Source organism: Streptomyces sp. bgisy130 (assembly GCF_057708345.1).
In genome coordinates this window covers 411,042-434,259 of sequence record NZ_JBYISA010000002.1, presented here as the reverse complement: position 1 = coordinate 434,259, position 23,218 = coordinate 411,042, and the positions used below count along the sequence as shown (strand labels likewise).

19 protein-coding genes and 2 pseudogenes are annotated in these 23,218 nt (G+C 68.4%); 8 read left to right on the top strand and 13 right to left on the bottom strand.

The features are described 5' to 3' along the window. Positions 1–128 precede the first annotated feature (128 nt). From AC3EUV_RS04665 to AC3EUV_RS04655, 3 genes are read left to right on the top strand one after another with little or no spacing between them, the layout of a single operon-like run. On the top strand, positions 129–773 hold the full coding sequence (locus tag AC3EUV_RS04665) for a helix-turn-helix transcriptional regulator (protein WP_432142159.1): 645 nt from the start codon (positions 129–131) through the stop codon (positions 771–773). A gap of 5 nt (positions 774–778) precedes the next feature. After that, positions 779–1,912, top strand: a complete 1,134-nt coding sequence (locus tag AC3EUV_RS04660; RefSeq protein ID WP_435602220.1) for an aminotransferase class I/II-fold pyridoxal phosphate-dependent enzyme — start codon at positions 779–781, stop codon at positions 1,910–1,912. Next, entirely contained in the window at positions 1,909–2,934 is a 1,026-nt protein-coding gene (locus AC3EUV_RS04655; RefSeq protein ID WP_435602219.1) for an ornithine cyclodeaminase family protein, read from the top strand. The genes AC3EUV_RS04660 and AC3EUV_RS04655 overlap by 4 nt, the downstream gene beginning before the upstream one ends. Positions 2,935–2,962: 28 nt before the next feature. On the opposite strand, the gene AC3EUV_RS04650 is transcribed toward AC3EUV_RS04655, so the two are convergent. The 3 genes and pseudogenes from AC3EUV_RS04650 to AC3EUV_RS04640 form a co-directional block, all read right to left on the bottom strand. Continuing rightward, positions 2,963–3,508 (bottom strand): hypothetical protein, encoded by a 546-nt coding sequence (locus AC3EUV_RS04650; RefSeq protein ID WP_435602218.1) that lies wholly within the window; start codon positions 3,506–3,508, stop codon positions 2,963–2,965. Between the two features lie 30 nt (positions 3,509–3,538). Then, positions 3,539–3,640, bottom strand: a pseudogene (locus AC3EUV_RS04645) (hypothetical protein); the annotation flags it as partial. A gap of 793 nt (positions 3,641–4,433) precedes the next feature. Beyond that, a complete protein-coding gene (locus AC3EUV_RS04640; protein WP_432142155.1) occupies positions 4,434–5,156 on the bottom strand; it encodes an SDR family oxidoreductase in 723 nt (240 codons plus the stop codon). A gap of 147 nt (positions 5,157–5,303) precedes the next feature. Between AC3EUV_RS04640 and AC3EUV_RS04635 the strand changes: the two genes are divergently transcribed. Next, entirely contained in the window at positions 5,304–6,209 is a 906-nt protein-coding gene (locus AC3EUV_RS04635) for a helix-turn-helix transcriptional regulator (protein WP_435602217.1), read from the top strand. A gap of 36 nt (positions 6,210–6,245) precedes the next feature. Here the strand turns inward: AC3EUV_RS04635 and AC3EUV_RS04630 are convergent, their stop codons facing one another. Further along, positions 6,246–6,665: a MarR family winged helix-turn-helix transcriptional regulator gene (locus AC3EUV_RS04630; RefSeq protein ID WP_432142153.1), complete on the bottom strand. Its 420-nt coding sequence runs from the start codon at positions 6,663–6,665 to the stop codon at positions 6,246–6,248. A gap of 96 nt (positions 6,666–6,761) precedes the next feature. Between AC3EUV_RS04630 and AC3EUV_RS04625 the strand changes: the two genes are divergently transcribed. Continuing rightward, the gene (locus AC3EUV_RS04625; protein WP_435602216.1) at positions 6,762–7,583 is read left to right on the top strand and encodes an SDR family oxidoreductase; all 822 of its coding nucleotides are present in this window, start codon (positions 6,762–6,764) and stop codon (positions 7,581–7,583) included. A 117-nt stretch (positions 7,584–7,700) separates the two neighbouring features. Here the strand turns inward: AC3EUV_RS04625 and AC3EUV_RS04620 are convergent, their stop codons facing one another. The 7 genes and pseudogenes from AC3EUV_RS04620 to AC3EUV_RS04590 form a co-directional block, all read right to left on the bottom strand. Beyond that, the gene (locus AC3EUV_RS04620) at positions 7,701–8,558 is read right to left on the bottom strand and encodes a PucR family transcriptional regulator (protein WP_435602215.1); all 858 of its coding nucleotides are present in this window, start codon (positions 8,556–8,558) and stop codon (positions 7,701–7,703) included. 178 nt (positions 8,559–8,736) lie between these two features. Further along, complete coding sequence (locus AC3EUV_RS04615) at positions 8,737–9,528, bottom strand: SDR family NAD(P)-dependent oxidoreductase (RefSeq protein ID WP_435602214.1); 792 nt, start codon at positions 9,526–9,528, stop codon at positions 8,737–8,739. 60 nt (positions 9,529–9,588) lie between these two features. Beyond that, positions 9,589–10,272: an ATP-binding protein gene (locus tag AC3EUV_RS04610; RefSeq protein WP_432142149.1), complete on the bottom strand. Its 684-nt coding sequence runs from the start codon at positions 10,270–10,272 to the stop codon at positions 9,589–9,591. Positions 10,273–10,735: 463 nt separating this feature from the next. Further along, complete coding sequence (locus AC3EUV_RS04605; protein ID WP_432142148.1) at positions 10,736–11,254, bottom strand: response regulator; 519 nt, start codon at positions 11,252–11,254, stop codon at positions 10,736–10,738. Between the two features lie 46 nt (positions 11,255–11,300). After that, complete coding sequence (locus AC3EUV_RS04600; RefSeq protein WP_435602211.1) at positions 11,301–15,269, bottom strand: response regulator; 3,969 nt, start codon at positions 15,267–15,269, stop codon at positions 11,301–11,303. Between the two features lie 3 nt (positions 15,270–15,272). Then, on the bottom strand, positions 15,273–17,555 hold the full coding sequence (locus tag AC3EUV_RS04595) for a helix-turn-helix transcriptional regulator (protein ID WP_435602274.1): 2,283 nt from the start codon (positions 17,553–17,555) through the stop codon (positions 15,273–15,275). Between the two features lie 156 nt (positions 17,556–17,711). Further along, a pseudogene (locus AC3EUV_RS04590) lies at positions 17,712–18,107 on the bottom strand (AAA family ATPase); the annotation flags it as partial. Between the two features lie 468 nt (positions 18,108–18,575). Here AC3EUV_RS04590 and AC3EUV_RS04585 point away from each other — a divergent pair. Next, a complete protein-coding gene (locus AC3EUV_RS04585) occupies positions 18,576–19,670 on the top strand; it encodes a PP2C family protein-serine/threonine phosphatase (protein ID WP_435602210.1) in 1,095 nt (364 codons plus the stop codon). A gap of 155 nt (positions 19,671–19,825) precedes the next feature. On the opposite strand, the gene AC3EUV_RS04580 is transcribed toward AC3EUV_RS04585, so the two are convergent. Further along, positions 19,826–20,545 carry a hypothetical protein gene (locus AC3EUV_RS04580; RefSeq protein ID WP_432142145.1) on the bottom strand — a complete coding sequence of 240 codons (720 nt, stop codon included), beginning with the start codon at positions 20,543–20,545 and terminating at the stop codon, positions 19,826–19,828. A gap of 840 nt (positions 20,546–21,385) precedes the next feature. On the opposite strand from AC3EUV_RS04580, the gene AC3EUV_RS04575 reads away from it, so the two are divergent. Beyond that, positions 21,386–21,631: a hypothetical protein gene (locus AC3EUV_RS04575; protein WP_432142144.1), complete on the top strand. Its 246-nt coding sequence runs from the start codon at positions 21,386–21,388 to the stop codon at positions 21,629–21,631. Further along, complete coding sequence (locus tag AC3EUV_RS04570; RefSeq protein ID WP_435602209.1) at positions 21,628–22,521, top strand: hypothetical protein; 894 nt, start codon at positions 21,628–21,630, stop codon at positions 22,519–22,521. The genes AC3EUV_RS04575 and AC3EUV_RS04570 overlap by 4 nt, the downstream gene beginning before the upstream one ends. Before the next feature lie 72 nt (positions 22,522–22,593). Here AC3EUV_RS04570 and AC3EUV_RS04565 read toward each other — a convergent pair whose 3' ends face one another. Then, entirely contained in the window at positions 22,594–23,199 is a 606-nt protein-coding gene (locus tag AC3EUV_RS04565) for a pyridoxamine 5'-phosphate oxidase family protein (RefSeq protein WP_435602208.1), read from the bottom strand. Positions 23,200–23,218: the final 19 nt, after the last annotated feature.

The following is a 23,218-nucleotide window of genomic DNA, read 5'->3' as shown; positions in this document are numbered from 1 at the left end:
CACCGCCGCCCCGGCAGGACTTCGGAGACGGAAGCAGGGCGCAGAACCGCCAGGGTGATGACCTGCGGGGACGTTCCAACACCCCAGACGGCTGTACATTTAGTCCAACCTGGACTTAGAGTCCAGGCATGAAAACCGTAGAGGAGGGCGGCGACCCTCGTGTGTGTATGTGGGGACCGGCGTGCCAGGCCGTGGCGCTGTTGCTCGGCCCGTACGCCGAGGTGGTCCTGCATGATCCGGACAGCGATCGGATCCTGGCGATCTGGAATCCGACCGGCTCGCGTGCGCCGGGCGATCCGTCGTTGCTGGGTGAGCTGGACGCACTCGACCCGTCGGCGCGGGATGTGTTCGGGCCGTACGAGAAGCTGCTGGCGGACGGCCGGCGGCTGTCCTCGGTGAGTGCGGTGCTGCGCGACGCGGAAGGCAAGGCTTCGGCGGTGCTGTGCGTCAATCTCGACCGCACGCCGCTGGAGCAGGCCGCGGCCGTGCTCTCCGCGTTCGGCGCACCGTCGGTCCCCCGCCCGGAGCCGCTGTTCGAGGAAGACTGGAGCGAGCGCGTCCAGAACATCGTCGGCTCTTACGTGCGTGAGTGCGGCCGGCCGGTGGAGCGGCTGACCCGTGCCGACCGCCGGGCCGTCGTCGCCCTGTTGGACGAGGCAAAGGTCTTCGCCGTACGCCGTGCCACTCCGGTCGTCGCCCACGCTCTGCGGGTCTCCCGATCCACCGTCTACGGCCTGCTGGCCGAACTCCGGCCCCCCAACACGAAGGGCTGAGCACGATGACCCGGCTGCCCGACTTCCGACTGGAAACGTACTTCTCCCGCTGGGAGTTCACCGCGCGGCACCACATGACCGCCTCCGACGTCCAGACCATGACGCTCTCCGATGTGCTCGCCCTGGCTGACGACCAGGACCGGGCCGCGTTCGAGAACCTGTCGCTGGGCTACACCGAGACCTACGGCGATCCTGCTTTGCGCGAGGTGATCGCCCAGATGTACGAGCGGGCGGACGCCGCGGACGTCATCTGCTTCGCGGGCGCCGAGGAAGCCCTGTACCTGGCGATGAACGTGCTGCTCGACGCCGGTGACCACGCGGTGGTGGTGACACCGAACTACCAGGCAGCCGAGACCGTACCGCTGGCGCTGTGCGACGTCACCGGGGTCGCCCTCGACCCGGACCGCGACTGGGCCCTGGACCTCGGCCGGATCAAGGCGGCGATCCGGCCGAACACCCGGGTGGTGTCGGTGAACTTCCCCAACAACCCCACCGGCAAGGTCATCAGTGCCGCCGACTTCACCGAGTTGGCGCGACTGTGTGACGAGCACGGCATCCACCTGTTCAGCGACGAGGTCTACCGCGGCCTGGAGCGCGATCCGGCCCGGACCCTGCCGCAGGCCGCGGACCTGTCCGAGCGCGCCCTGTCGCTGAACGTGACCTCCAAGTCCCTGGGCCTGCCGGGCCTGCGGATCGGGTGGATCACCTGCCGCGACCGCGCCCTGCTCTCCCGGCTGGAGCGGGCCAAGCACTACACCACCATCTGCAACTCTGCCCCCAGCGAGGTCCTGGCCCGCATCGCGCTCAAGGCCCGTACCACGATCTGGGACCGCAACCGGGCCCTGATCGCCGAGAACCTTCCGCTCTTCGACGCCTTCTTCGCCGAGTTCCCGGACGTCTTCGCCTGGCAGGCCCCGGACGGCGGCTGCGTCGCCTACCCCCGCTACCTCGGCCCGGAAGGAGTCGAGGAGTTCTGCACCCGCCTGGTGGAAGAGGCCGGCGCCCTGCTGCTGCCTGCGAGCATCTACCGCTCCGACCTCACCCCCACCCCCACCGACCGGTTCCGCATCGGCATCGGCCGTGCCCACCCCGAAGAGGGGCTGGCCGCCCTCACCCAGTGGCTGCGGACCCACCGATGACCCGGCCCGTCTTCGAAGCCGCCGCCATCGAACAGGCCGCCACCCCGCACCTGGTCCTCGACACCATCCGCGACGCGCTGATCGCCCACGCCCACGGCCGTACCACCGTGCCCTCACCGCTGCACCTGCAATTCCCCGACGCCGACGGGGACTGCCACGTCAAAGCGGGCTGGGTCACCGGTGCCCCCGACTTCATCGTGAAGATCGCGACCGGCTTCTACCGCAACCCCGCAGCCGGCCTGCCCTCCAACCACGGCCTGGTCTGCGTCGTCAGCGCCCGGACCGGCGAGGTCCGAGCGATCCTCGACGACCGGGGACTGCTCACCGCGTGGCGCACCGCCGCCACCGGCGCGCTGATCACCCACGCCATGGCCCGCCCCAGTGCGACAACCCTGGCCGTCTTCGGCACCGGAGAACAGGCCCGGCTCCAGGTCGAATGGCTCGCCCGACTCCGCCCCCTCAGCACGGTGTTCGTCCACGGCCGCAGCCGCCACAAGGCCCGAGCGCTCTGCGAGGAGTTCAACGGCCGCGGGCACGATGCCCGGCCCGCCTCAGCCGAAGAAGCCGCCGGCGCGGACATCATCGTCACCACCACCCCCGCTTCGGCCCCGGTACTGGAGGCCGCCCATGTCCGCGACGGCGCGCATGTCACCGGGATCGGCACCGACATGCCCCACAAGAACGAGCTTCCCCCGGAGCTGTTCGGCCGGGCCGCACTGATCGCGACCGACGACCACGACCAGTGTCTGCACCACGGCGACTTCGGCCACGCCGTCCGCGCCGAGACCGTCACCGCCACCGCCGACACCCCCGTCGGCCTCCTTCTCGAAGCGCCCTGGGAGCGGCCCGACGGAGCGGTCACCGTCGCGGACCTGACCGGTGTCGGCGCACTCGACGCGGCCCTCGCCTCAGCGGTCCTCCGGGAAATCCCCGCAAGCTTCTCAGACAACATGCGTCGTCCCCGAGCACCGACGCGACCGCCCCCGGTCCGGCTGCGATCCGGACCGGGGGCGGTCACTTGAGCATCATCGACGGGCAGTTCCCGAGGCGTCAGCCGGTCGGGCAGTCAGCGGGGGGCTTGGGCGACGAGTGCGGCGTGATGACACTCTGCGCCCCGTCCGTGCCCTCCTCGGCCGGCACGGTGGAGGTCCCGGCCCCGGTCCACGTCGCGTCGCCCTTCGAGAAGGTCCAGGTGCCGGTGACCTTCTTCATCAGCTGCGCACGCGTCAGCCAGCCCCACTCGCCCTTCCGCACGGTGAAGGGGTAGGTCTTGGTCACGGTGTTCTGCTCTATCCACTGGTGTGAGTAGTTGACCGAGATTGAGGTGGTGACCTTCGACACGACGAATTCGTCGATGCCGGCCTCGGCGCTCACCGTCACAGAGCCGCCCACGGAATTTGTCCACCCCGTGGTGTCGGAGTAGGCAATGGTCGGCTTCTCGTTGTCGGCCCCATGGGTGTTGTTGTACAGGGCAGACACGCACTTTTCCGGCCCGACGGCCGCGGTCGAGACGCTGTCCTGGTTGTACGTGCACGTGAGGTCACCTTCACCGGCCGCGCACCGCTTCAGGGAGTACATGGTGAGGAGGTTCTGCATGGAGTCGTCGAAGAAGCCAGGAACCCAGTTCTGGTTCGATCCGTTGTGGCAGGAGTAAGCCCCGACCTCCGATCCGTCACCGTTGCTTTCTCCTGCGACGTCCAGGCAGTCATAGGTGGAGGCGTTCCGGATCGCGAACGTGAGCGGGCCAGTAGGCTCCAGGAACGCGAAGGGTCAGTCCCGTCACGGAAGCCGGATCGTCCGCGAAAGCTGTGCCGGGAGTGAGCACAGGCTGCGCCGCGGCGAGTGCGAGCGGGAAATACAGGGCCCTCAGGCGTGGCGCACTGTATCTCTTGGAGTTGGTGGTCAAAGTCCAACCTTCCCTTGGGCGTACCGAGTTCTTGTGGTGGCCGTTCCTCGGAATTCATCCATCACTTGTCACGGAGGTGACGAGACCTGAGACCTGTCGCAACGGCACAAGACCAACAGACCTCGGACACCGGGAAATTGACTTACCGCAGGAATCCGTCGCCGGCGTTCCGTGATTCGGGCGCCCGCACATCCGTCAACTGCTGGATGTAGGGAAATGGGCATTCCGGAGAGGCCCCGGCCGCTCGGCGGGCTCCCCTCCGGAGAGAGCGAAGTGAGCACTTCCGCGGGGCGTGCCGACGGGAGTTCTGCCAACTCATCGCGTGGACGCCATGGAAGCCGACGTTGTCCCCCGGGGCACGTCCGGTGAGCATGAGGTGTCCTCAGCTGTCGATCTCACCCGGGCGGCGGTCAGCACCCGGCCCGATCAGTCTCCGGTCACGTGCCCCCGCAGTCATCGGCGCGTTTGTGAAACTCCGTCGCTCTTCTTCCTCCCCCTGTAGCAATACCGAACGGTTCGTCATGTCGACGGATCTCAGGGCTCCGTGGCATCGACGTCCAGGACCGGCGGCCGGCTCACGGGCCGCCGGTCCCGTGGTGGGGCGGGAGTGGCCGGTCAGCCTTCCTGGCCGGTGGCGGCGAGAACGATCTCGCGGATGGTGACGTTCTGCGGCTGGTGGTAGGCGTAGGCGATGGCCTCGGCCACAGACTGGCTGTCCAGGGCACCACCGGCGGACTTCTTCCACGCCTCGTAGTCCTGCTTGATCTGCTCGTCGCTGGTGTGGGAGAGCAGTTCGGTCTCCACGGCGCCGGGGGCGATGGTCACCACGCGCACGCCGGAGGAGGCGACCTCCTCACGCAGATTCTCCGACATGGCGTGGACCGCGAACTTGGTGCCTACGTAGGCGGTGTGGTTCGGGAAGGTCTTGCGGCCGGCGATGGAGCTGACGTTGATGATCGTGCCGGTGCCGCGAGCGAGCATGCCGGGAAGGACGGCGCGGATGCCGTACAGCACGCCCTTGATGTTCAGGTCGATCATCCGGTCCCATTCCTCGGCGCCCTGGTCGGCGAGACGGCCCAGGAGCATCGCGCCGGCGTTGTTGACGATCGCGTCCACCGGCCCGAACCGCTCCTCGGCCTCGCGCACCGCGGACTGGAGCGCGTCCCGGTCGGTGACGTCGACCTTGCGGCACAGGGTCTTGGGCAGACCGAGTTCCTCCAGCTTCTCCAGCCGGCGCGCGAGCAGCAGCAGCGGGTGGCCCTGGGCGGAGAGGAGTCGGGCGGTGGCTGCGCCGATGCCGGAGCTGGCGCCGGTGATGACGATCAGGGGCTTGGACATGGTGATTCCTCGTGGTGTTTCAGGTGCCAATGGTGTGCCGGTCTCCAGAAAACCACCCGGCACAGGGCGCCACGCACCAGCAGCGGGGGTCCGGCAGACCCCCCTTCTCCGACCGGGGTCTGCCGCACCTCGTCCTATCCTGAAGCGATGAGCACGTCAGCGGGGCGCGAGCCCAACGGTGAGCTGCGCGACTTCCTGCGCTCCCGCCGAGCCCGGATCAGTCCCGCCGAGGCCGGCCTGGGGCCGGGCGCCGACAGGCGGCGCCGGGTGCCGGGGCTGCGCCGCGAGGAGGTGGCGCGGCTGGCCGGAATCAGCGTCGACTACTACATACGCCTGGAGCGCGGGCGCAATCCGAATGTCTCGGCGTCGGTGCTGGAGGCCGTGGCCCGCGCCATGCGCCTGGACCAGGCCGAGCGGGCCCACCTGTTCGCCCTGGCCCGCCCCAAGCCGGGTGCGGCCCGCCTCCGCCCCGTGCCGCCGCAGCGGGTGCGCCCCGGACTGCTCCGGCTCCTCGACTCCCTGACCGACACCCCCGCGATGATCATGGGCCATCGCCTGGACGTGCTGGCCGCCAACGCCCTCGCCAAGGCCCTGTACACCGACTTCGACGCGCTGCCGCACCGCGACCGCAACCTCGCCCGGTTCCTCTTCCTCGACCCCGCCGCCCGTGACTTGGTCGCCGACTGGCAGACCGCTGCTCGCGGCACGGTGGCGGCCCTGCGCCTCTACGCCGGGCGCCATCCGCACGACTCCCGTCTGACCGAGCTGGTGGGCGAGTTGTCCCTGCACGACGAAGACTTCCGCCAGTGGTGGGCCGCCCACGACGTCTTCGCGTACACCCACGGCACCAAGCGCTACCGCCACCCGCTCGTCGGCGAACTGGCCCTGGAGTACGAGTCGCTCACGCTGCCGGACGACCCGGACCAGGCCCTCTACCTCTACACGGCCGAGCCCGGCAGCCCCTCCGCACACGCGCTGCGCCTGCTGGGCAGCTGGTCGGCAGCGGATCTCACGGCCTGCGGAGCGAAGGTTCCTCCGGTCCGCAGGCCATGACTGCCACCCGGACCGCGTCCCGGCAGCCGGCGGGCGTTACGCGTCCAGTACCAGTTGCAGCAGCTCACGCAAGGACTCGCGCTGCTCCGTGCTGAGCTGGACCAACGGGGCGGCGGCGAAGGGCATCCGGGTGCGGAGGTCGGTGACGACGGTGCGGCCTTCCTCGGTGGCGGCGACGCGCTTGACGCGGCGGTCGCCCGGATCGAGGCTGCGCTCGGCCAGGCCGCGGGACTCCAGCCGGTCGATGATCGCGGTCACGTTGGAGGGCTCCGCGTGCAGCCGGTCGGCGATGCGGCGCGTCGGGACCGGCTCTTCGGCGGCGAGCAGCGCCTTGGCCTGGAGCGAGGTCAGCCCGTGGGCGGTCGCGGCCGCCTCGGTCTCCTGGGTGTAGCGGCGAGTGATGGCCGCGAGGAGGCCGACGATCTCCTTGGTCAGCTCATCCGGTGCTTGGGACATGCCGTTCAGTCTAGCGATGTGTTTGACAAAGTGAAATATCGGACCCCATAGTTATGAACAAGCTTAGTTATGTTTCATAAGTAGATGGGTTCGAAGATGAGCACCAAGACCGTCCTGATCACCGGCACCTCCTCCGGCATCGGCCTGGCCACCGCCGTCGCCGCCGCACAGAGCGGCTGGCACGTGATCGCCACCATGCGCGACACCACCAAGGCGGGCGCGCTGCGGGCGGCGGCCGAGGAGGCCGGAGTCACCGTCGACGTCCGGGCGCTGGATGTGACAGACCCGGCCTCGATCGAGGCGTGCCTGACCGGCCTCGACCGGCTGGACGCACTGGTCAACAACGCCGGGGCGGGCCACCTCGGCACCCTCGAGCAGGAGAGCGTCGAGGATGTTCGGGCCGTCATGGAGGTCAACTTCTTCGGCGTGCTGCACGTCACGAAGGCGGCCCTGCCCCTGCTGCGGGCGAGCAAGGGCCGGGTGCTGACCGTGACCAGCGTCGGCGGCGTGATCGGCCAGCCCTTCAACGAGGCCTACTGCGCCGCCAAGTTCGCGGTCGAGGGCTTCATGGAGTCCCTCGCGCCGGTTGCGGCGACCGCCGGCGTGTCCGTCAGCGTGGTCGCACCGGGGGCGGTCGCCAGCGAGTTCGTCAGCAATGTGGGCGTCCGCGACGACGTCCTGGAACAGGCCGGGCCGTACGCACCCGCACTCGCCGCCTATCTGGACCGCACCCGCGGCTCCTTCGCCAACGCACAGACGTCGCAGGACGTGGCAGCGCAGATGGTGGAACTGCTGGCCGCCGAGCGACCCGCCTTCCGGCTCCTCCCGTCGGACGCCGCGCGCGACTTCGCCGGGGCGAAGCTCAAGGACCTCGATGGTGCGGCCGTGCAGAACCTGACCAACGGGTGGGTGGCCTAAGGCTCCGGCAAGGCGTCGTCCGCCCGTCTCCCGGGCTGGTGGCGAGGTGCACCCTTTGGCAAGCAGGGGCCAGGCCCGGGTCTCCGGCCGCCCGGCCCCTGCCGGCATCGTCGCGGGTCAGGAACTCCCCCGCCGCGCGTCCTCTCCCCGTAGCAATGCCGGGATGCCGCAATTGAGGAGGCGCTGCATCTTGAGACCCAGATGCAGGGTCAACCGGTCACGGCCGTTCTTCAGGTCCCACCCGGTCTTGTTCTCGACCTGGGCCAGCCGGTAGTAGAGCGTCGTCCGGTGAATCGACAGCTGCTCGGACGCGGCCGCGGTGTCCCCTGCGGCGTCCAGGAACACCTCGGCGGTTCGGGCCAGGGAGTCGGTGCGTGCACCGGTGCTGAGACCGGCGATCTGCGGCGGTACCACCAGCTCCGGAGAGGCCGTCGCGGCGAGCATGAACGCGCCGCAGACGCCGGTGTCCCGCCAGGAGACGACCGGTGGCAGCTCCGGCAGCTCGGCGGCGGCGAACGCCGCCAGCACGGCCTGACGCAACAGATCAGGAGCCTCGTCCGGCCGCCCGGGGTTGCTCAGACCGACGAAGACGCCGCCGCCTTCCGCGTCCCGCTGCCGCACCCCGCGCCGCACCTCCTCGGCCCACCGTTCCGCTGCCCGCTCCAGCCCCTGTTGGCCGGCGACGAGGACGACGCCGCGGTCCCCCACCGCAGCCGTGAGCGCCCGGCCCGACGGCTCGTCGCGGCCTCCCCGACCGGCGGCATCCGCGATCACGGAGGCGACCGCCTCGGGGTCGGTGGTCGCCCCGGCCGCGATGACCACGACCTCGTCCTCCGCGGAGATGAGCCCCTGGCCGATCAGCTCCCCGGCGGCGCGAGCGGAGCCCGCTCCCCCGCGCAGGAGGTCGGTCACCAGGGCCCGAAACCGCTGCTCCTCCTCGCTCACCTGGAGCGACCGCTCCCGAAGCCGTGCCACCAACTGGACCACGCAGGACCACTGCGACTCCCGCTATGGATGAACGTCGTACACAGGTGCAACATAGCCCCGGCCTCCTGGTCGCCGTGCAGCGCACCGTCAGCCCCTGAACCGGGCGGAGTCATCTGCCGCGAGGGCGCGGCCGCCCGGTGACCTCCGGCGGCGCCGGAGCGGGCGGCTACCGCTTGTCGCGCTGGGCCGCCACGGCCTGGTTGATGGTGCGCTCGGCGCTGGAGCCGCGCTGTGCCTTTTCCGCGAGGCCGGGGAACTGGCCGGCGATGGCGCTCAGCGCCCTCAACTCGACCGGTGCGACGTTGACTTCGCACAGATCGCGTTCGACGGCCCGGACCACCCCCGTCACCACCTGGTCCGGGGAGACCATGCGTACGCCGGTCGGCGGGGTGGCGCCGGTGACGGCGAACATGCCTACGTCGCGTACGGCGCCGGGCTGGACGAGGGAGACCCCCACCCCCGTGCCGTGCAGGTCCTGGCGGAAGGAGAGCGCGAAGCCGCGCAGCCCGAACTTGGTCGCGTTGTAGAGCGAGGAGTGCTTGGTGGCCGCCTTCCCGGAGATCGAGCCGACGAGGGCGATATGGCCCCGGCCCTGCGCGACCATCCGGGGGGCGAGTGCGCGGGCCAGCATGATGGGGGCGCGCAGGTTCACGGTCAGTGCCCGGTCGACCTGCTCGGGCGTGTATTCCAGGAGATCGCCGGTGGAGGGCAGGGCGGCGTTGGCGATCAGGATGTCGGTGTCGGGGGCGGCCTCGGCGAGGCGGTCGGCCTGGTCCGGGTCGGCGAGATCGGCGGTGACCACGCGGGCGCCGAGCTCGTCGGCGAGCGCCTCCAGGGCATCGGCACGGCGCCCGGAGAGGACCAGCTTGGCGCCCTTGGCGGCCAGTCCGCGGGCGAGGGCCTGACCGAGGCCGCCCGAGGCCCCGGTCAGGAGAACGGTGGAACCTGCGATGCGCATGAGATGTGCCTCCGGAAGACTGTTCGTTCGAACGAACAGTATGAGGGGGAGCCCGCCACGTCAACAGCAGGACCCGCGCACCCGCCGCCACCGCACGATCGGCGGCACCTGCCACCGGCGCACCGGCCGGAGAACTCGTCGACGCCCTCCTGCTGCCGGCCCGCGAAGCGCAGCACGCTTCGCGGGTAAGAATCGCCGCCGCAGACGCCTCAGCCGACGGACCCTGGCGCGGGTGCGCAGTTCGAACCAGACGATCTTCCCCGCGGGAGTGCGCAGGGTGCCCCAGCGGGTCGAGAGCTGCTCGACCAGGTGCAGTCCCCGGCCGTGTTCCTCGTCGGTGCGAGCGGGCGGGCGGGCTGCGGGCGGGGCGGCGGGGCAGCCGTCGGCGATGTCGCAGCGCAGCGTCCGGCCATCGACGGAGTGGGACATCCGCAGTCGGATGGGGCCCCAGGCATGCTGGAGCGCGTTGGTCACCAGTTCGCTCACCAGGAGTTCAGCGGTGTCCACATGCTCGTGCAGCCCCCATCGGACCAGTTCGGCCCGGATGATCCTGCGGGCATGAGGCACGGCGCGTACATGGGGGTCGAGCAGCTGGGAGACCACATTGCCGCGCGTCTTCCCCAGGTACCGGGACAGCTGAATGACCCGTGCGGCGGCCGCCGCCAGCCGCACCAGCAGACGACCCAGTGGGAGCAGTACGCCGTCACGTACGGCCTCACAGGGTGCGCGAATGACGGTACTCATGACGATGTGGTCCGGCCGAGCGGAATCCGCTGCGGCGGAGGACTGGAGTCGATGGGACTGAAGCTGCCGCACGAGAACACCTTCTCGAGACACGTACCCGGAGAACGCATACGGTGTCGCCTCCGTGCGCGCCGTCGGCGGTCGGATCGTGCCTGACGGCTCTGGTTCCGGGAACATCTGTCTGCCCTCGCTTCTCAGTGGGGCAGCGGGCGGCCGGGGGAGCCCGGAGGTCACAAGGACTCCACTGGTGTCCCCGGGAGGGTTGTGGCGTGCGTACAAAGGCCCCGGGTACAACGTCCACCCCACGTTCCATCGGTTCTGACGGGGAGGTGATGTATGCCTTCAGCGTGCACCGGCGCCGTACGGCTGTCGTTAGGGGAACCCCCCAGTACACCCCCTAAACAGGGCACGGTGTGGCAGCGATCGAGGCTGTTCGCCCTCGCTCACCCGCGTCGGAATGCGCTCATTGCTTCGAGGTCACAGCCGCGAGCTGCTGAAGCTGCCGCGCCAGATGGCCGACGGAGTCGGTTTGCCCGGCGAGCTGGTCCAGGGCCCCGGCCGGGAGCGCGCCGCCGGTCATGGCCTGCACGGCGTCGGCGATGCTGCCGAGTTCCCGTTCCACCTGCTCAAGCCGGATCTTCAACAGGATGTTGTCGACTCGCGAGGTCAGCAGGAGGTGATCCAGGGGCTTCGGCAGATAGTCCTCGGCGCCCATTTCGAGGCAGCGGACGACACTGTCCAGATCGCCGACGGCCGACATCATGATCACGGGTGTACGGCTGAGCTGCTGATCGTGCTTCATCAGATCGAGCGTCGCGTAGCCGTCCATCCCCGGCATGAGGATGTCGAGCAGCACCACATCGAATTCGCCCTCCCGCAGCATCTGGAGAGCCTCCAGCCCGTTCTCGGACGTCGCGGTCTCCAGCCCGGCCATTTCCAGGCGATACGTGAGCATCATGCGGTTCGTGCGGTCGTCGTCCACGACCAGGACACGCCCTTTTCTGCCGGTTCCGTCCGTCACGGCGTTTCTATCCGCCACCGGATTTCCCTCCGTCATGGCCGAGCTCCGCTCTCTGTGCGACCAGCCCTTCTCTCGCAGCGCGGTATTCCACTTCGATGCGGGATACCAGCGGTGCCGCTTCGCTCAGATCCCCGGTGGCGCCGAGGTCCTCCGCTTCCTGGCACGGCTGAACGAGCCGCGGGAATCCAAAGGTGTGTGCGTGGGACTTGAGCGTGTGAGCTGCCCGACGCAGTTCGCTTGCCTTCTCCTCGTCGAGGCTGCGGCGAAGACTTTCGATCAGCCGGGGGGAGTCCTCCAGGAAGGCATCGATGAGTTGACCGACGAATTCCGTGCCGAAGGAGCCGACCAGGCGCTGGAAAGCGGGTGCGTCAAGGACGGGCGGCGCCGGCTCCTCCGGGCCAGGTGCGGGCGCTGCCGTCTCCGGGCTCCGTGCGGGCTGCGCGGCCTCCGGGCCCGGCGTGGGGTGGCCGTGTGGCACACGGTCGAGTGCCTCGGCGAGATCGGCGCTGTGCAGGGGCTTGCTCAGGTAGTCATCCATCCCCGCGGCGAGGCAGGCGTCGCGGTCCTCGCTCATCGCGTTGGCGGTGAGGGCGATGATGTACGGCCGTGCCGCGGCGGACAGGGACTGGTGGATCCGTCGGGAGGCGTCCAGGCCGTCCATCACCGGCATCTGCACATCCATCAGGACCACGTCGTAGCGCGTGTCCCGCAGCGACTGGAGCGCTTCGGCTCCGTTGCCGACCGTATCCACCGAGTGACCGATCTTCCGGACCATCCGGACGATCAGCTGCTGGTTCACCAGGTTGTCCTCGGCCAGGAGGATGCGCAGGGGTGCGGAGCGGCTCTCCGCCGCCTCCGGCCGCTGTGCTGCGCGGGGCGTCTCGGTGGATGCCGCGGAGCCGAGCAGTGTGCGGCAGAGGTCCGCGTAGAGTTCGGCCGCCCGGATGGGTTTGGTGTGGTACCCGGAGAACTCCGCCAGACTCCTCTGGGACGTTATGGGGCGGCCAACAGAGGTCAGCAGGAACAAGGGCAGCTCGTCCCTGTCACGGTGGCGGCGGATCTCCTCCGCGAGCATGAGGCCGTCCATGTCCGGCATCTGCATATCCAGAATTCCGATGTCGAACGGATCGCCCTGCCGGACCCATTCGAGGGCTTCCAGTGGGGATCCCGTAGCACGTACCACCATCCCCCAGGCGCTCGCCTGGTGGATGAGGATCATCCGGTTCGTGGATTTATCGTCCACGACCAGCAGGTGTTTTCCCCGGAGGTCGACGCGGGGGACAACATGGCTGGTACGCATGGCTTCGGGGACTTCTCGCGTTTCCACGGTGAAGTGGAATGTTGACCCCACGCCCAGTTCGCTCTCGACCCACATCGTGCCTCCCATGAGCGCGGCCAGCCGCTTGCTGATGGCCAGCCCGAGTCCCGTTCCGCCGAAACGCCGGGTGGTGGAGGTGTCGAGCTGTTCGAAGGGCCGGAACAGCTCGCCCAGGCGGTCCGCGGCCATTCCGATTCCGGTGTCGCTCACGGAGAAGTGGAGCCGGATGGTGTCGCCCGCGTCGTTCGAAGCGGGCGCCGGGACCGTTTCCGGCGGCTCTCCGGAGGCAGCCGGTTCCGACTCGGCCAGGTCGACCCTGAGGACGACCTCGCCGGTTTCCGTGAATTTCACGGCGTTATTGAGCAGATTGATGATGATCTGGCGCAGTCGGTCGATATCCCCGATGACTTCTTCCGGCAATGCTGGATCGATGATGTATGCCAGGTCGAGATCCGACTTCTCCGCTGCCATCGGAGAAACGAAGCCGAAGGCTGATTCCACGCACTGGCGAAGCTCCAGCGGCTGGAGTCGCAGATCGAATTTTCCGGCCTCGAACTTCGAGAAGTCAAGGATATCGTTGATGATGGTGAGCAGGCTGCTTCCGCTGCTCTGGATGATCTGCGCGAATTCGGCCTGCTCGGCATTGAGCGGGGTGTCGAGCAGGATTTCGGTCATGCCGATCACCGCGTTCATCGGTGTGCGGATCTCATGGCTCATGGTGGCGAGAAACGCGCTCTTCGCCTGGGTGGCGACTTCTGCCGCATCCTTCGACGCCTGGAGCTCCGCGGCGGCGCGGGACCGTTCCAGTACCCGTCCGAGCTGGGTGCTCACGTCGAGCATGAGCCGCAGCAAGGCGTCATCCGGCTCCCTGGCCTCCCGGGTCAGAAAATCGAGGACCGCCACGACATCCCGTCCGATGATGACCGGGAGGGCGATGCGGCCGGTCACCCCGTAGCTCTCCGCGGCTACGGGCGACGACGTGCGGGATCCGGCGGAGTCCGCGGTGATGTCACGTATCCAGGCGGGGCGGCCGGTCGCGCACACGGTGGCGGGAAGGCCCTTCGGCTCGTACAGCCCGGCTGCTGCGGCGATGTCGTGCAGCGGCATCCGCAGGTTCCGTTCATCGACATGCCAGATGGGCGCCGCGGTGAGCTCCGTGTCCGGAGTGGGCCGGCCGTTGCGGGTGCCCGAGCCGGACGAGGCCTCGACGAGGTAGACGTGGCCGATCGGCCACCCCATGTGCCGGCACACCAGGCCGAGGACCGTCCGTGTCGCGTCCTCCCAGGTATCCGCCTCGTTGGCGGCCGAGGCCACATGCTGGAGCAGGCTGAGGGATTCGGTCTTCTGGTGAAGCTCCGAGGTGCGCTGGCGGACCTCCCCCTCGACCGCTGAGTAGCTCTCCTGGAGCCTCCCGGCCATGACGTTGAAGGCGGTGGCCATCTCGCCGACCTCGTCGTGGCTGCGTACCGTCGCGCGGCGGGCGAGGTCACCCGCGGCGAGGGCCTGCGCGGCGTGCACCACGGCCGCCAGATTGCCGGTGATACGCCGGGAGAGCAGCGCGGCCATCACGATGATCGCGGCGAGGACCGCGGCAATGCCGGCCAGAACCCGCAGGTTGCGGTCGTGGAAGTTGTCCAGGCGGGCGTTCAGCATCCGGTCTTCCTGGTCGAACAGGGCTTTCCACAGGTTCGCGTTCGCCCGGATGGCGCCGGTGGCCTGGGCCGCCCAGGCTGCCCGCGGGATATCGCTCCGGTCGCCGTTCGCGAACTGCCGGTTCACGGTGCCGGTCAGCTCACGGACCGATTTGGTCGCCTTCGCCAGCAGGGGCTGGATCGCGGGGCGGAGTCCTGAGTGGGAGGTGGAATCGAAAGCCCGGTTCAGATCGCTGTTGAGCTGGATGAGGTTCTGGTTGAGCCCCGTGGTGTCGTAGGCGATACGGACCCGGTCACTATTGGACTTGCCGCCCCGGACCAGGATCGAGTCTCCCGTGCCGGCCAGCTGGTAAAGCTGGTTCATCATCTGCGGCTCGCGGAGCAGCAAGCCGGCCATCGTGTAGTACGTGTCGAGGTCGGGGTCGAGAATCAGCTTCGAGGTGTCCCCGATGTACGAACCGAGCGCCAACAGCTTCCCGACCAGCCGGTTGTACCGCGCTACATCGGCGCGGACACCGGACGGAGCCGAGGACAGCTGCGCCCAGTCGTGGCGCAGAGCCGCGGGCGCCAGCCGGCCCTTCCCCTCGGCGGCAAGGTCGGAGACGGTCGTTCGCAGCGGCTCCCGCAGCCGCCGGTCGACCTTCGTGAGCGCCGTGAAGCCTTCGCTGACGGCACGGTCGGCTGCCGCGACCCGGCTCCTCGGCACGCGCTCTCCGGCGATCTCACGGTTCAGCAATGCACGGCGGTCGGAGACGTCCTGCACCAACGCGCTCACAGGACGCAGGTACTGAACGCCACTCAGCTCGGTGCGCGAAAAATCGATCTTGCTGTTCTGCTGGTCGACCAAGTAGAACGTGGCCAGCCCGAGAGGAACCATGAGGGCGAGGCAGATGGCCAGCAGCTTGTGCCAGATCCGGGGCACGAAGCGCAATCTGCGGCTGCTGCGCGAGCCGCTCCGCGGAGCGTCCGGTGCTCCGGGCGGCTGCGCATCGGGCGCGGCGGACATCAGTCACTCCGCTTCTTCTGTCGCGTCGGTCTGCTCTGTCTGCTCTGTCTGCTCGGACAGCCCACTGAGCTGGCGCCGGCTGGTGACGCCGACCTTCCGGTAGACGTTGGACAGGTGGGCCTCCACGGTCTTGGCCGTGACGAACAGCTGCTGGGCGATCTCCCGGTTGGTGCGTCCGGCGGCGGCAAGGTCGTAGACCCGGTGCTCACTCGGTGTCAGCGAATGCAGACCGGTGACCGCGTGGCGCCGCGGGCGGATCCCGGCCGCATGCAGCTCGTCCTGGATCTGCTGGACGAGGGGGGCCGCATGTCGGGCCTCGGCGATGTCCAGGGCGTCGCTGAACATGGTCCGCGCCTGGTTCCGCACTCCGTGCCGGCGCAGTGCCGCCCCGTAGTCCGCCAGCGCCTTGGCGTACTCCAGGCGGGCAGGAGATCTCTCCAGCCGGGTGACGGCCTCGCGCAGCAGGCCGACGTCCGCGTCGCCCTCGCTCAGTGTGCCGGCGATGCGCAGCGCGCGGCCGAGGGCGCGGGGCGCGCTCCAGTAGCGGGCCAGTTTCAGCTCCGCGTCGGCCAGGGCCCTGGCTTCTTCGTCCCGGCCGAGCAGATGCAGGCACAGGGCGGCTTCCGACCGCCAGGGGACGAGGGCGGGATTGTCCCCGCCGGCCGCGCTGAACGACCGGCCCGCCGCCAGCGCGGCGTTCAATGCCTCCGTGGTGCGGCCCTGGAGGCGCAGCAGATGGGACCGGCTGTACAACACGTAGTACATCAGCCCGGTGAGCGGTGCGGGATCGGGAACTCCGGTCCACTCCAGGGTGGCCTGCGCACGGGACAGGGCGCCCTGCTCTATCTCCACCTCGGCCTGGACGGGGCCGAGGACCAGCCGCTGGAGCCCTGGCGAGGACGTTTCGACGGTGTGCATCGCTTCCGAGGCGTCCGCGGCGGCCTCTTCGAGATTGCCCCGGTACAGCCACGCCATCGCGCGGTAGGTCAGCGCGCCGGTCAGGTCGTTGACCGAACCCTGCCGGTGCGCCTGTTCGACCGCGGCGTCCAGGTTGGCCAGCACCTCCTTGCGGTCGGCGCTGATCAGGGCCAGCCAGCCGAAGGACAGGGAGGACTGTCCGTCGGACGGCCGGGCCGGTGTGTCCTCGTGCAGCGCGCGCTGGGCCCGTACGACCGCCCGCGGGTCGCCGATGACGGTGTCATGGCCGGCGATGACGCAGTCCAGGTACCGGCCGCCCATGCTCTCGCTCGGTTTGGGGGAGCGCAGTTCCGCAACGCGGCTGAGGATGTCCTGGCGCAGATCCGGCCGGCCGGGTTCGTAGAGCGGAATCGAGAGAATGGCGGCGTTCAGCCGGTAGAGCAGTTCGGTGTCCTCGGGCGCCGTACGGGCCAGGGCCTGTCGCCAGACCGCCAGGGCCTCTTCGGAGCGCCGGAGTGCGAGCAGTGAGTCACCGAGGGCCAGTGCGATTTTGACGCCCTGCCGTGACGGCCCGGCCAGTTCGTTTGCCTCCGTGAGGTACTGAACGGCTGCCGCGCTGTCCACGCGCCGCATGGCGCTGCCGAGTTCGAAGAGGAGGTCCAGCCGGTCCGCGGCCAGCGGGGGCTCGGCCAGGGCGCGGCGCAGATACTTCGCCGTGGTCTCCGGCGAGCCGCGCGCCAGGGCGCTCCGCGCCGCCGACCACAGCATGGTCACGGTCGCGGCGTCACCGGAAGGCAGGGTGCGCAGCAGGTGCAGGGCGACTTTCTCGACCTCGGCATCGGAGTCCCGGAGCAGGCGCGCGGCGGTCTTGTGTGCGCGGTGGGAGTCGGCCGGTGTGATCTCCTCGTACACGGCGGCCCGCACCAGCGGATGCACGAACCCCACCTGGGGCTTCATCTCGTCCGATGCGACGGCGTAGAGGATATGGGCGTGTTCAAGGCTCTTCGCGGCCTGCATCGCCTCGTCCCGGTCAAGCCCCGCCAGCTCCGCCGCATGGCCCAGGTCCGCACCGTCCCCGAGCACCGCGATGGCCCGGGCCAGTGGGGCACATCCCTGAGGGAGGCGCCGCATCCACAGCGCCACCCGCCGGGCGATCGCGCGCGGGCCCAGGGCGTAGACCTGCGGGATGTGCGCGGCGGTGGGCTCGACGTGCTCGGTGGTGAGTGCCTCGGTGAGCTCCTTGAGCAGGAGGGGGTTCCCGCCGGTCGCGGACCAGCAGGCGGCGAGGAAGTCCTCGTCCTCGGGTTCGGGTGACCCGGATTTTGCGAATTCACTGATGATGAGCGAGGCCGATGCCTCGGCACTCAACTTCGACGGAAAAACAAGTATCGAGGGCGGTGCGGTGACAATCTGGTCGAGTGCACTCGACTGGGCATTTGCTTCAAATTGCCTCAGGGTGCCTACTACGCAGGCCGGTATGTCCTCAAGGCGCGGCATGAGATAACTGAGAAATCTCAGTGAATCACTGTCCGCCCAGTGCAGATCGTCAACCGTGATGACCAGGGGCTGCGCTTCGCAGATATCTGCGGTCAGCCAGTACAGTCCATGGAGTACGGAGAAATCTCCGCCCAGGGAATGTCCGGGAACCTCTTTCTTCAGCACGATCCCCGCCTGACCCGCGGCGCCGGACAGGATGCGCTGCCGATCTTCCGCTTTCATCCGCGCAAGGAGCGGTTCGAAGAGCTGCCGCACCACGCCGAAGGGGAAGTCGCTCTCGAATTCCGATCCTCGTGCGCCGGCTACCTGAAACCCGGCGGAAACCGCGATCCGCTTGGCTTCGGCCAGCAGACTGGTCTTGCCGATTCCGGGCGCACCCTCGATCATCACGGCTTCTCCATGGCCGCCAAGGGTCGCGTCCATCGCTGCCCGCAAGACCTTGAGCTCGCCGCTTCGCTCGTAGAGTCCGGCCAAATGCGGCATACATTCCATTATGCGTGATAGCCCCACCGGGCGGCCCGTCCTGGAGCACCCTTGGAGCCGGTGGGGCCAGGCGCCCCTCGGGCCGTAAGTCCTCCCGGCGGGCCGACGGAGGCTCCGCGCTCCGCGCAGGAGCCATGGAAGACCTACACCCTCCCACCACCCGAAAGGGCGCCGTCCGACCGAACGCCGATCCGCCCGTCATCCACCTGCAATAAATCGCTCTCACATTCGATCATGACTACTGCTGCGCGGCGGCGGGCCTGGGGCATCGCAGGCTTCCTCCGGCCTTGCCGACCTCGTACGCAACAGATGCGACACGACCAAAGGCGGCTGGCCGGGTCCCCGACAGGCGGCCGGCTCCGCTCCTCCAGAGCGCTATGTCCTCTTTGCGTAGATACTCTGTGAAGTGTGATCGAGTCTGGACGGCCGCGGCTCCGTCGTCGCCACGGCCGCTGGCTTGTGCTGCTGTCGCCGGTGATCCTGACCGTCGTCATCGCCAGCCTGGCCTACGCCACTCCCCCTGAAGTGGCCTTCAGCCGTCTCCTGCCCGCGGCGCCGGCTCTCGCCGCCGCTATGTGGCCGGTGCTCCCCACCGTCCTGCTGGGGACGGTCTGCCTCTTTCTGATGATCGGGCTCAGCCTGGTGTTCCCCGGTCTGGGGACATGGTGGACGGCTGCAGGGATCATCGCGGTCACCGTGGCGGCCGCATACGGCAGTCATGTCCGGCTCCAGCGGGAGCGGACCCTCTTTCAGGTGCGGCTCGTCGCCGACGCGGCCCAGCAGGTGGTGCTGAGTCCGATGCCGCGCCGCTTCGGGAGCGTCGAGATCGAGTCGCTGTATCTCGCGGCCGCGGCGGAGGCCCGTATCGGCGGGGACTTCTACGAGGTGGTCGACACGCGCTACGGGGTCAGGCTGCTCATCGGTGATGTGCGGGGCAAGGGCCTGCCGGCGGTGGGGGCGGCCGCGGCGATCGTCAACTCCTTCCGGGAGGCGGCCTACGGCGAGCCCGACATGGTCAGCGTCGCGCGCCGGCTGGAGGCCAGCAGCACCCGTTACAACGCCGCCTTTCCCCCCGAGGGGCCGATGGAGCGCTTCGCCACCGCACTTCTCGTCGAGATCCCACACGGGGACAGACGTATCGAGATCCTCAACTGCGGACACCCGCCACCGCTGCTCCTCAACGGCGGGGAAGTCCGTGCCCTCGAGCCCACCACTCCCTCGCCGCTGCTCAACCTCGCAGAGCTGATCGGCGATCACTACACCATCGACACCTTCGGCTTCGCCCCCGGCGACCTGCTACTTCTCTATACCGACGGGATCGCCGAGGCCCGCGCCCGCGACGGCCGGTTCTTCCCGCTGGCGGCCTGGATGCGCCAACAGCCCCCAACACCGCCCCACGAGCTGCTCACAGCTCTTCACCACGACCTTCTCCGCTACAGCAGAGGACGCCTGGACGACGACATCGCCGCCCTCGCAGTACGCCTGCGTGAACCCCGGGAGTAGGCCCGGCCCGGCGACCGACTTCGTGAGAGAGGCCGTTGCCGGGCCACCTTCACGAGGCGTCAGGGGGGCCTCAACGCCACTGGGGGAACGCTTCCGTCACTGCCGCGGCGGAGCCGCCGGGGGGGGGAAGCTCCGCCACGCAGCCGGGCAGGCGTCTACTCGTGAGCGCTGATCACGCCGGCGGCGCTGAGCACGATGTACACGCCGTTGGCGTTGACCCCGACGTCGTGCTGGTTCGCGTCCAGCGTGGCGGCCACGCCGTCGTGGCCGATGATCTGTGCGCGGTACCGGAGCTCGCCGACCTTCGCGACCTTGGCCGTCCAGCCGCCCGCCAGCTTGAAGGTGCCCGGTCCGAGGTGCCCGCCGCCCATCCAGGAGTGGACCTGGCCGTCCAGCGTGAGCGTGACGAACATGTCGTTGGCGTCGAGCCCGGCGTCGTGCCCCTTCGTTTCCAGCGTGGCCAGGACCTCGCCGCGGGCGACGATCTTGGCGCGGTAGTGCTGGTCACCCAGCTTGGAGATCTCGGCCCTGCTGATGCCGTCCGCCAGGCGCTGGGTACGGTACGCGCCACCCGACTGCTTGGCCGCAGCGCCCGCCTTGCCATCGACCTTGGCGTCGGCCTTCGCGTCAGCCTTGGAGTCGGCCTTGGCACCGGGGCTCGCCGGGGCATTGGAGCCCTGCGCCTTGGCTGAGGAACTCGCGCCGCTCGACTCGGCGGCGGCCATGCTCGCGTCCGACTGGCCCGCGGGCTTCGTGTCGGCGGCGTCCGCGCCGGAGCAGGCGGTCAGAGCAAGGGCGGCGGCTGCGGTCAGGGCCGCGGCGGCAACGCGCAGGGTACGGCGACGCGCGGTGCGGACGGTGGTGCTGGAGCTCATTTCGGGTCCCCCCGGACAGTCGGTGATGTGGTCTCCTCGGTACGTCACCCACTCTGACCGGGGCCACTAGCGCAAGGCTGCCGCTCCGCTAACGTCCGGCTAACACGGGCGTGAGCAGGGGAAAGACGCCCAGGAGAGCCCGAAGAGCCAGACGCGGCCGCCTAGTTGGGAAACACTCAGCGGCTTGCCGGGACCAGGGGCACATTCTCGAACTTGCCGCAGCCATGTGCTGCCACAAACGTCTCGTCCGCCACACCACGTAGGACGTCTTAGTTGGCTCAGAAATACGGCTTTTCATGCAGAGCTGTTGCGTCACGCTACATACTGTCGGAGCGGAGGTGGCGATTCCCCAACGGGAAGGACAGCGCGGTGCGAGGGTTAACAGGGGGCGGCGCGATTCTCTGCATGCTCGCCGGGGTGGCACTACTCGGTGGGTGTGTTCAGGACGATCCGGACCCATCATCGGCAAAGGGAGCAGGCGCATCAAGCGCGCACCCTTCGAAGTCACCCTCGTCAAAGGGGGACGGTGTATCAAGTGCACACCCTTCGAGGTCACCCTCGACCCCCGGTCCGACGGAATCTACCCGCCCCACATCCTCATCGCGAAGCTCGGTCCCAGCTGCAACACCTGCCCCGCACACCCCTGATGATGGAGTGACGCGCACGCCGAGTAGTCCCGAGGACCCGGTTCCCCCTTCACCCAAGCGGAAGCGAAAAGCGGTTGGTTGGGCAGGTGTATACGGCTCTGGACACCACGACCCGGACGATGCTTCGCCCTGGTACGTAGCGCTGGCTCGACAAGACTGTGGCTCAGTGGTGGCAGAGCGAGATGATCTGGCGGTGACCAAGGAACTGGTTCGCGGACTTCGTGCGGTCTGCCCCGCATCCGATCCGGCCGGCCAGCCGGATTGGGATGTGGCCGAAGAGGTGTCCGACTCCGTTGCGCTGCCAGATAAAACGGCAAGCTGCGATGAGAGCTCGGGGTTCCACCTCTTGCTGACATTGGTCGAGATGCACAGGAAAGACCCAGACGTGACCTTCCGCGTCGTAGACGATGGCCCCGGTGGAGGAAGTTGCAAGGGGTGAGCAATGTCCCAGCACAGGAGGTGACAACCTCCGAAACCAGCCCAGGTGCAGCAAGTGATCGCGGCACAGGCGCTGTCCTGTGGCGGCTTGCTGCGGTGATCGGTGCAGAAGTAACGCTCCTCGCGGCGCTTTTGTATTACTTCGGGCTGACTCGCAATCAGGCGGAGACCGAGTATCTGGGCTTCTTTCGGAGTCACTTGAGCGCTTCCGTTCAGCGTGAGATGTTGGGAAGCGTTCCAGCCTTGATCACACCCCTTCTCATATTGACTACGGCCACACTGGTCTGGCAACTCTCCAGAGCAACAGCGGAACGGTTTCTGACACCGCGCCCGCGTCTGTGCCTCTCGCTGGCAACTGCCCTCGTGGTACTTCCCTTGAGTGCCTGGGCGCTTACTCGACCCGTGCCACAGTGGTGGGAACTGGCGCTGCCCCTCTCATTGACCACGGGGGCAATTATCTCCTGTTACACAGGAAGGCTATGGGCACGCACATGCTCCCCTTCCCGAATCCGCAAGGGGAGTCATCAATTCACCTGGACCGCATCGGCGAGCATGGCGGCAGCGGGTGTGGTGGTCGTCCTGATGTTCTGGACGATGGGCGTACTGGCATCGATTCAAGGCAGGAGTGCCGCTGAAGATTTTGTTGCTGGATTGGAGGATCAACCCTCCGTTACCGTGTTCAGCAAAAAAGACCTGCGGCTGAATGCTGCAGGAGTACGAGTTGCACACTACGACTCTGGCTACTATCGATACCGTTACCAGGGGTTGAAACCGTACACGTACTCAAATGGGAAACTCTTCCTCTTGGCTCCCACCTGGAGATACGACAGCCCTCGGGTATTCGTTCTCAATGAACAGGAAGGGATACGCATCGAATACGGGTGGCCTTGATGGCAGTTCCGCGGACTACACGTGCGAGCTTTGCGGCAGCCCGTTCGCAGGCTTCGTCGCGCCAGGGTGCCTCTACCGGCGACGGGTTGAGGTCCGGGGAAGCGGTGGCAGCGGCAGGGGTAGGCCCGGCAGGCCGTCGATGCTGGTCGCGATGTGGTCCTTCTTCTGGAAGTACGCGTCGAGGGAGTCATCGGTCTCGCGCGCGAAGCGCGAGGCGTGCAGCGGGCGGTCTTCGTCATAGGTCATGAACGGGACGGCGTACCCGCAGGTGTCGCGAATACTCTCGGCCGTCACGACGATGATCGCGCGCAGGCCGTGGGCGGCCGGGTCGATGTCCGGGAAGTGCCCCATCAGCTCGGCCCAGCGGGCATCGTCGCGGAAGAACGGCTCGCCGCGGCCGTGCACGCGCACGATGTTGGGTGGACCGTCGAAGGCACACCACATCAGGGTGATGCGGCCGTTCTCGCGCAGATGGGCGATCGTCTCGGCGTTGCTGCCGGCGAAATCGAGGTAGGCCACGGTGAGTTCGTCGATCACGGCGAAGGAGCCGTTCAGGCCCTTGGGCGAAAGGTTGATGGTGCCGTCGCCGTCCAGCGGCGCCGTCGCGGTGAAAAAGATGTGCTGAGCCTCGATGAAGGCCCGCAGCCTGCCGTCTATTCGCTCGTAGCTCTTCCCCATGGCTCGATTATGACGGTGT

What these genes read in the sequence shown, in the direction of transcription:
- AC3EUV_RS04665 (WP_432142159.1), top strand. Translation starts at nt 129, where the DNA reads ATGAAAACCGTAGAGGAGGGCGGCGACCCTCGTGTGTGTATGTGGGGA.
- AC3EUV_RS04660 (WP_435602220.1), top strand. Translation starts at nt 779, where the DNA reads ATGACCCGGCTGCCCGACTTCCGACTGGAAACGTACTTCTCCCGCTGG.
- AC3EUV_RS04655 (WP_435602219.1), top strand. Translation starts at nt 1,909, where the DNA reads ATGACCCGGCCCGTCTTCGAAGCCGCCGCCATCGAACAGGCCGCCACC.
- AC3EUV_RS04650 (WP_435602218.1), bottom strand. Translation starts at nt 3,508, where the DNA reads ATGCAGAACCTCCTCACCATGTACTCCCTGAAGCGGTGCGCGGCCGGT.
- AC3EUV_RS04640 (WP_432142155.1), bottom strand. Translation starts at nt 5,156, where the DNA reads ATGTCCAAGCCCCTGATCGTCATCACCGGCGCCAGCTCCGGCATCGGC.
- AC3EUV_RS04635 (WP_435602217.1), top strand. Translation starts at nt 5,304, where the DNA reads ATGAGCACGTCAGCGGGGCGCGAGCCCAACGGTGAGCTGCGCGACTTC.
- AC3EUV_RS04630 (WP_432142153.1), bottom strand. Translation starts at nt 6,665, where the DNA reads ATGTCCCAAGCACCGGATGAGCTGACCAAGGAGATCGTCGGCCTCCTC.
- AC3EUV_RS04625 (WP_435602216.1), top strand. Translation starts at nt 6,762, where the DNA reads ATGAGCACCAAGACCGTCCTGATCACCGGCACCTCCTCCGGCATCGGC.
- AC3EUV_RS04615 (WP_435602214.1), bottom strand. Translation starts at nt 9,528, where the DNA reads ATGCGCATCGCAGGTTCCACCGTTCTCCTGACCGGGGCCTCGGGCGGC.
- AC3EUV_RS04610 (WP_432142149.1), bottom strand. Translation starts at nt 10,272, where the DNA reads ATGAGTACCGTCATTCGCGCACCCTGTGAGGCCGTACGTGACGGCGTA.
- AC3EUV_RS04600 (WP_435602211.1), bottom strand. Translation starts at nt 15,269, where the DNA reads ATGTCCGCCGCGCCCGATGCGCAGCCGCCCGGAGCACCGGACGCTCCG.
- AC3EUV_RS04580 (WP_432142145.1), bottom strand. Translation starts at nt 20,545, where the DNA reads ATGAGCTCCAGCACCACCGTCCGCACCGCGCGTCGCCGTACCCTGCGC.
- AC3EUV_RS04565 (WP_435602208.1), bottom strand. Translation starts at nt 23,199, where the DNA reads ATGGGGAAGAGCTACGAGCGAATAGACGGCAGGCTGCGGGCCTTCATC.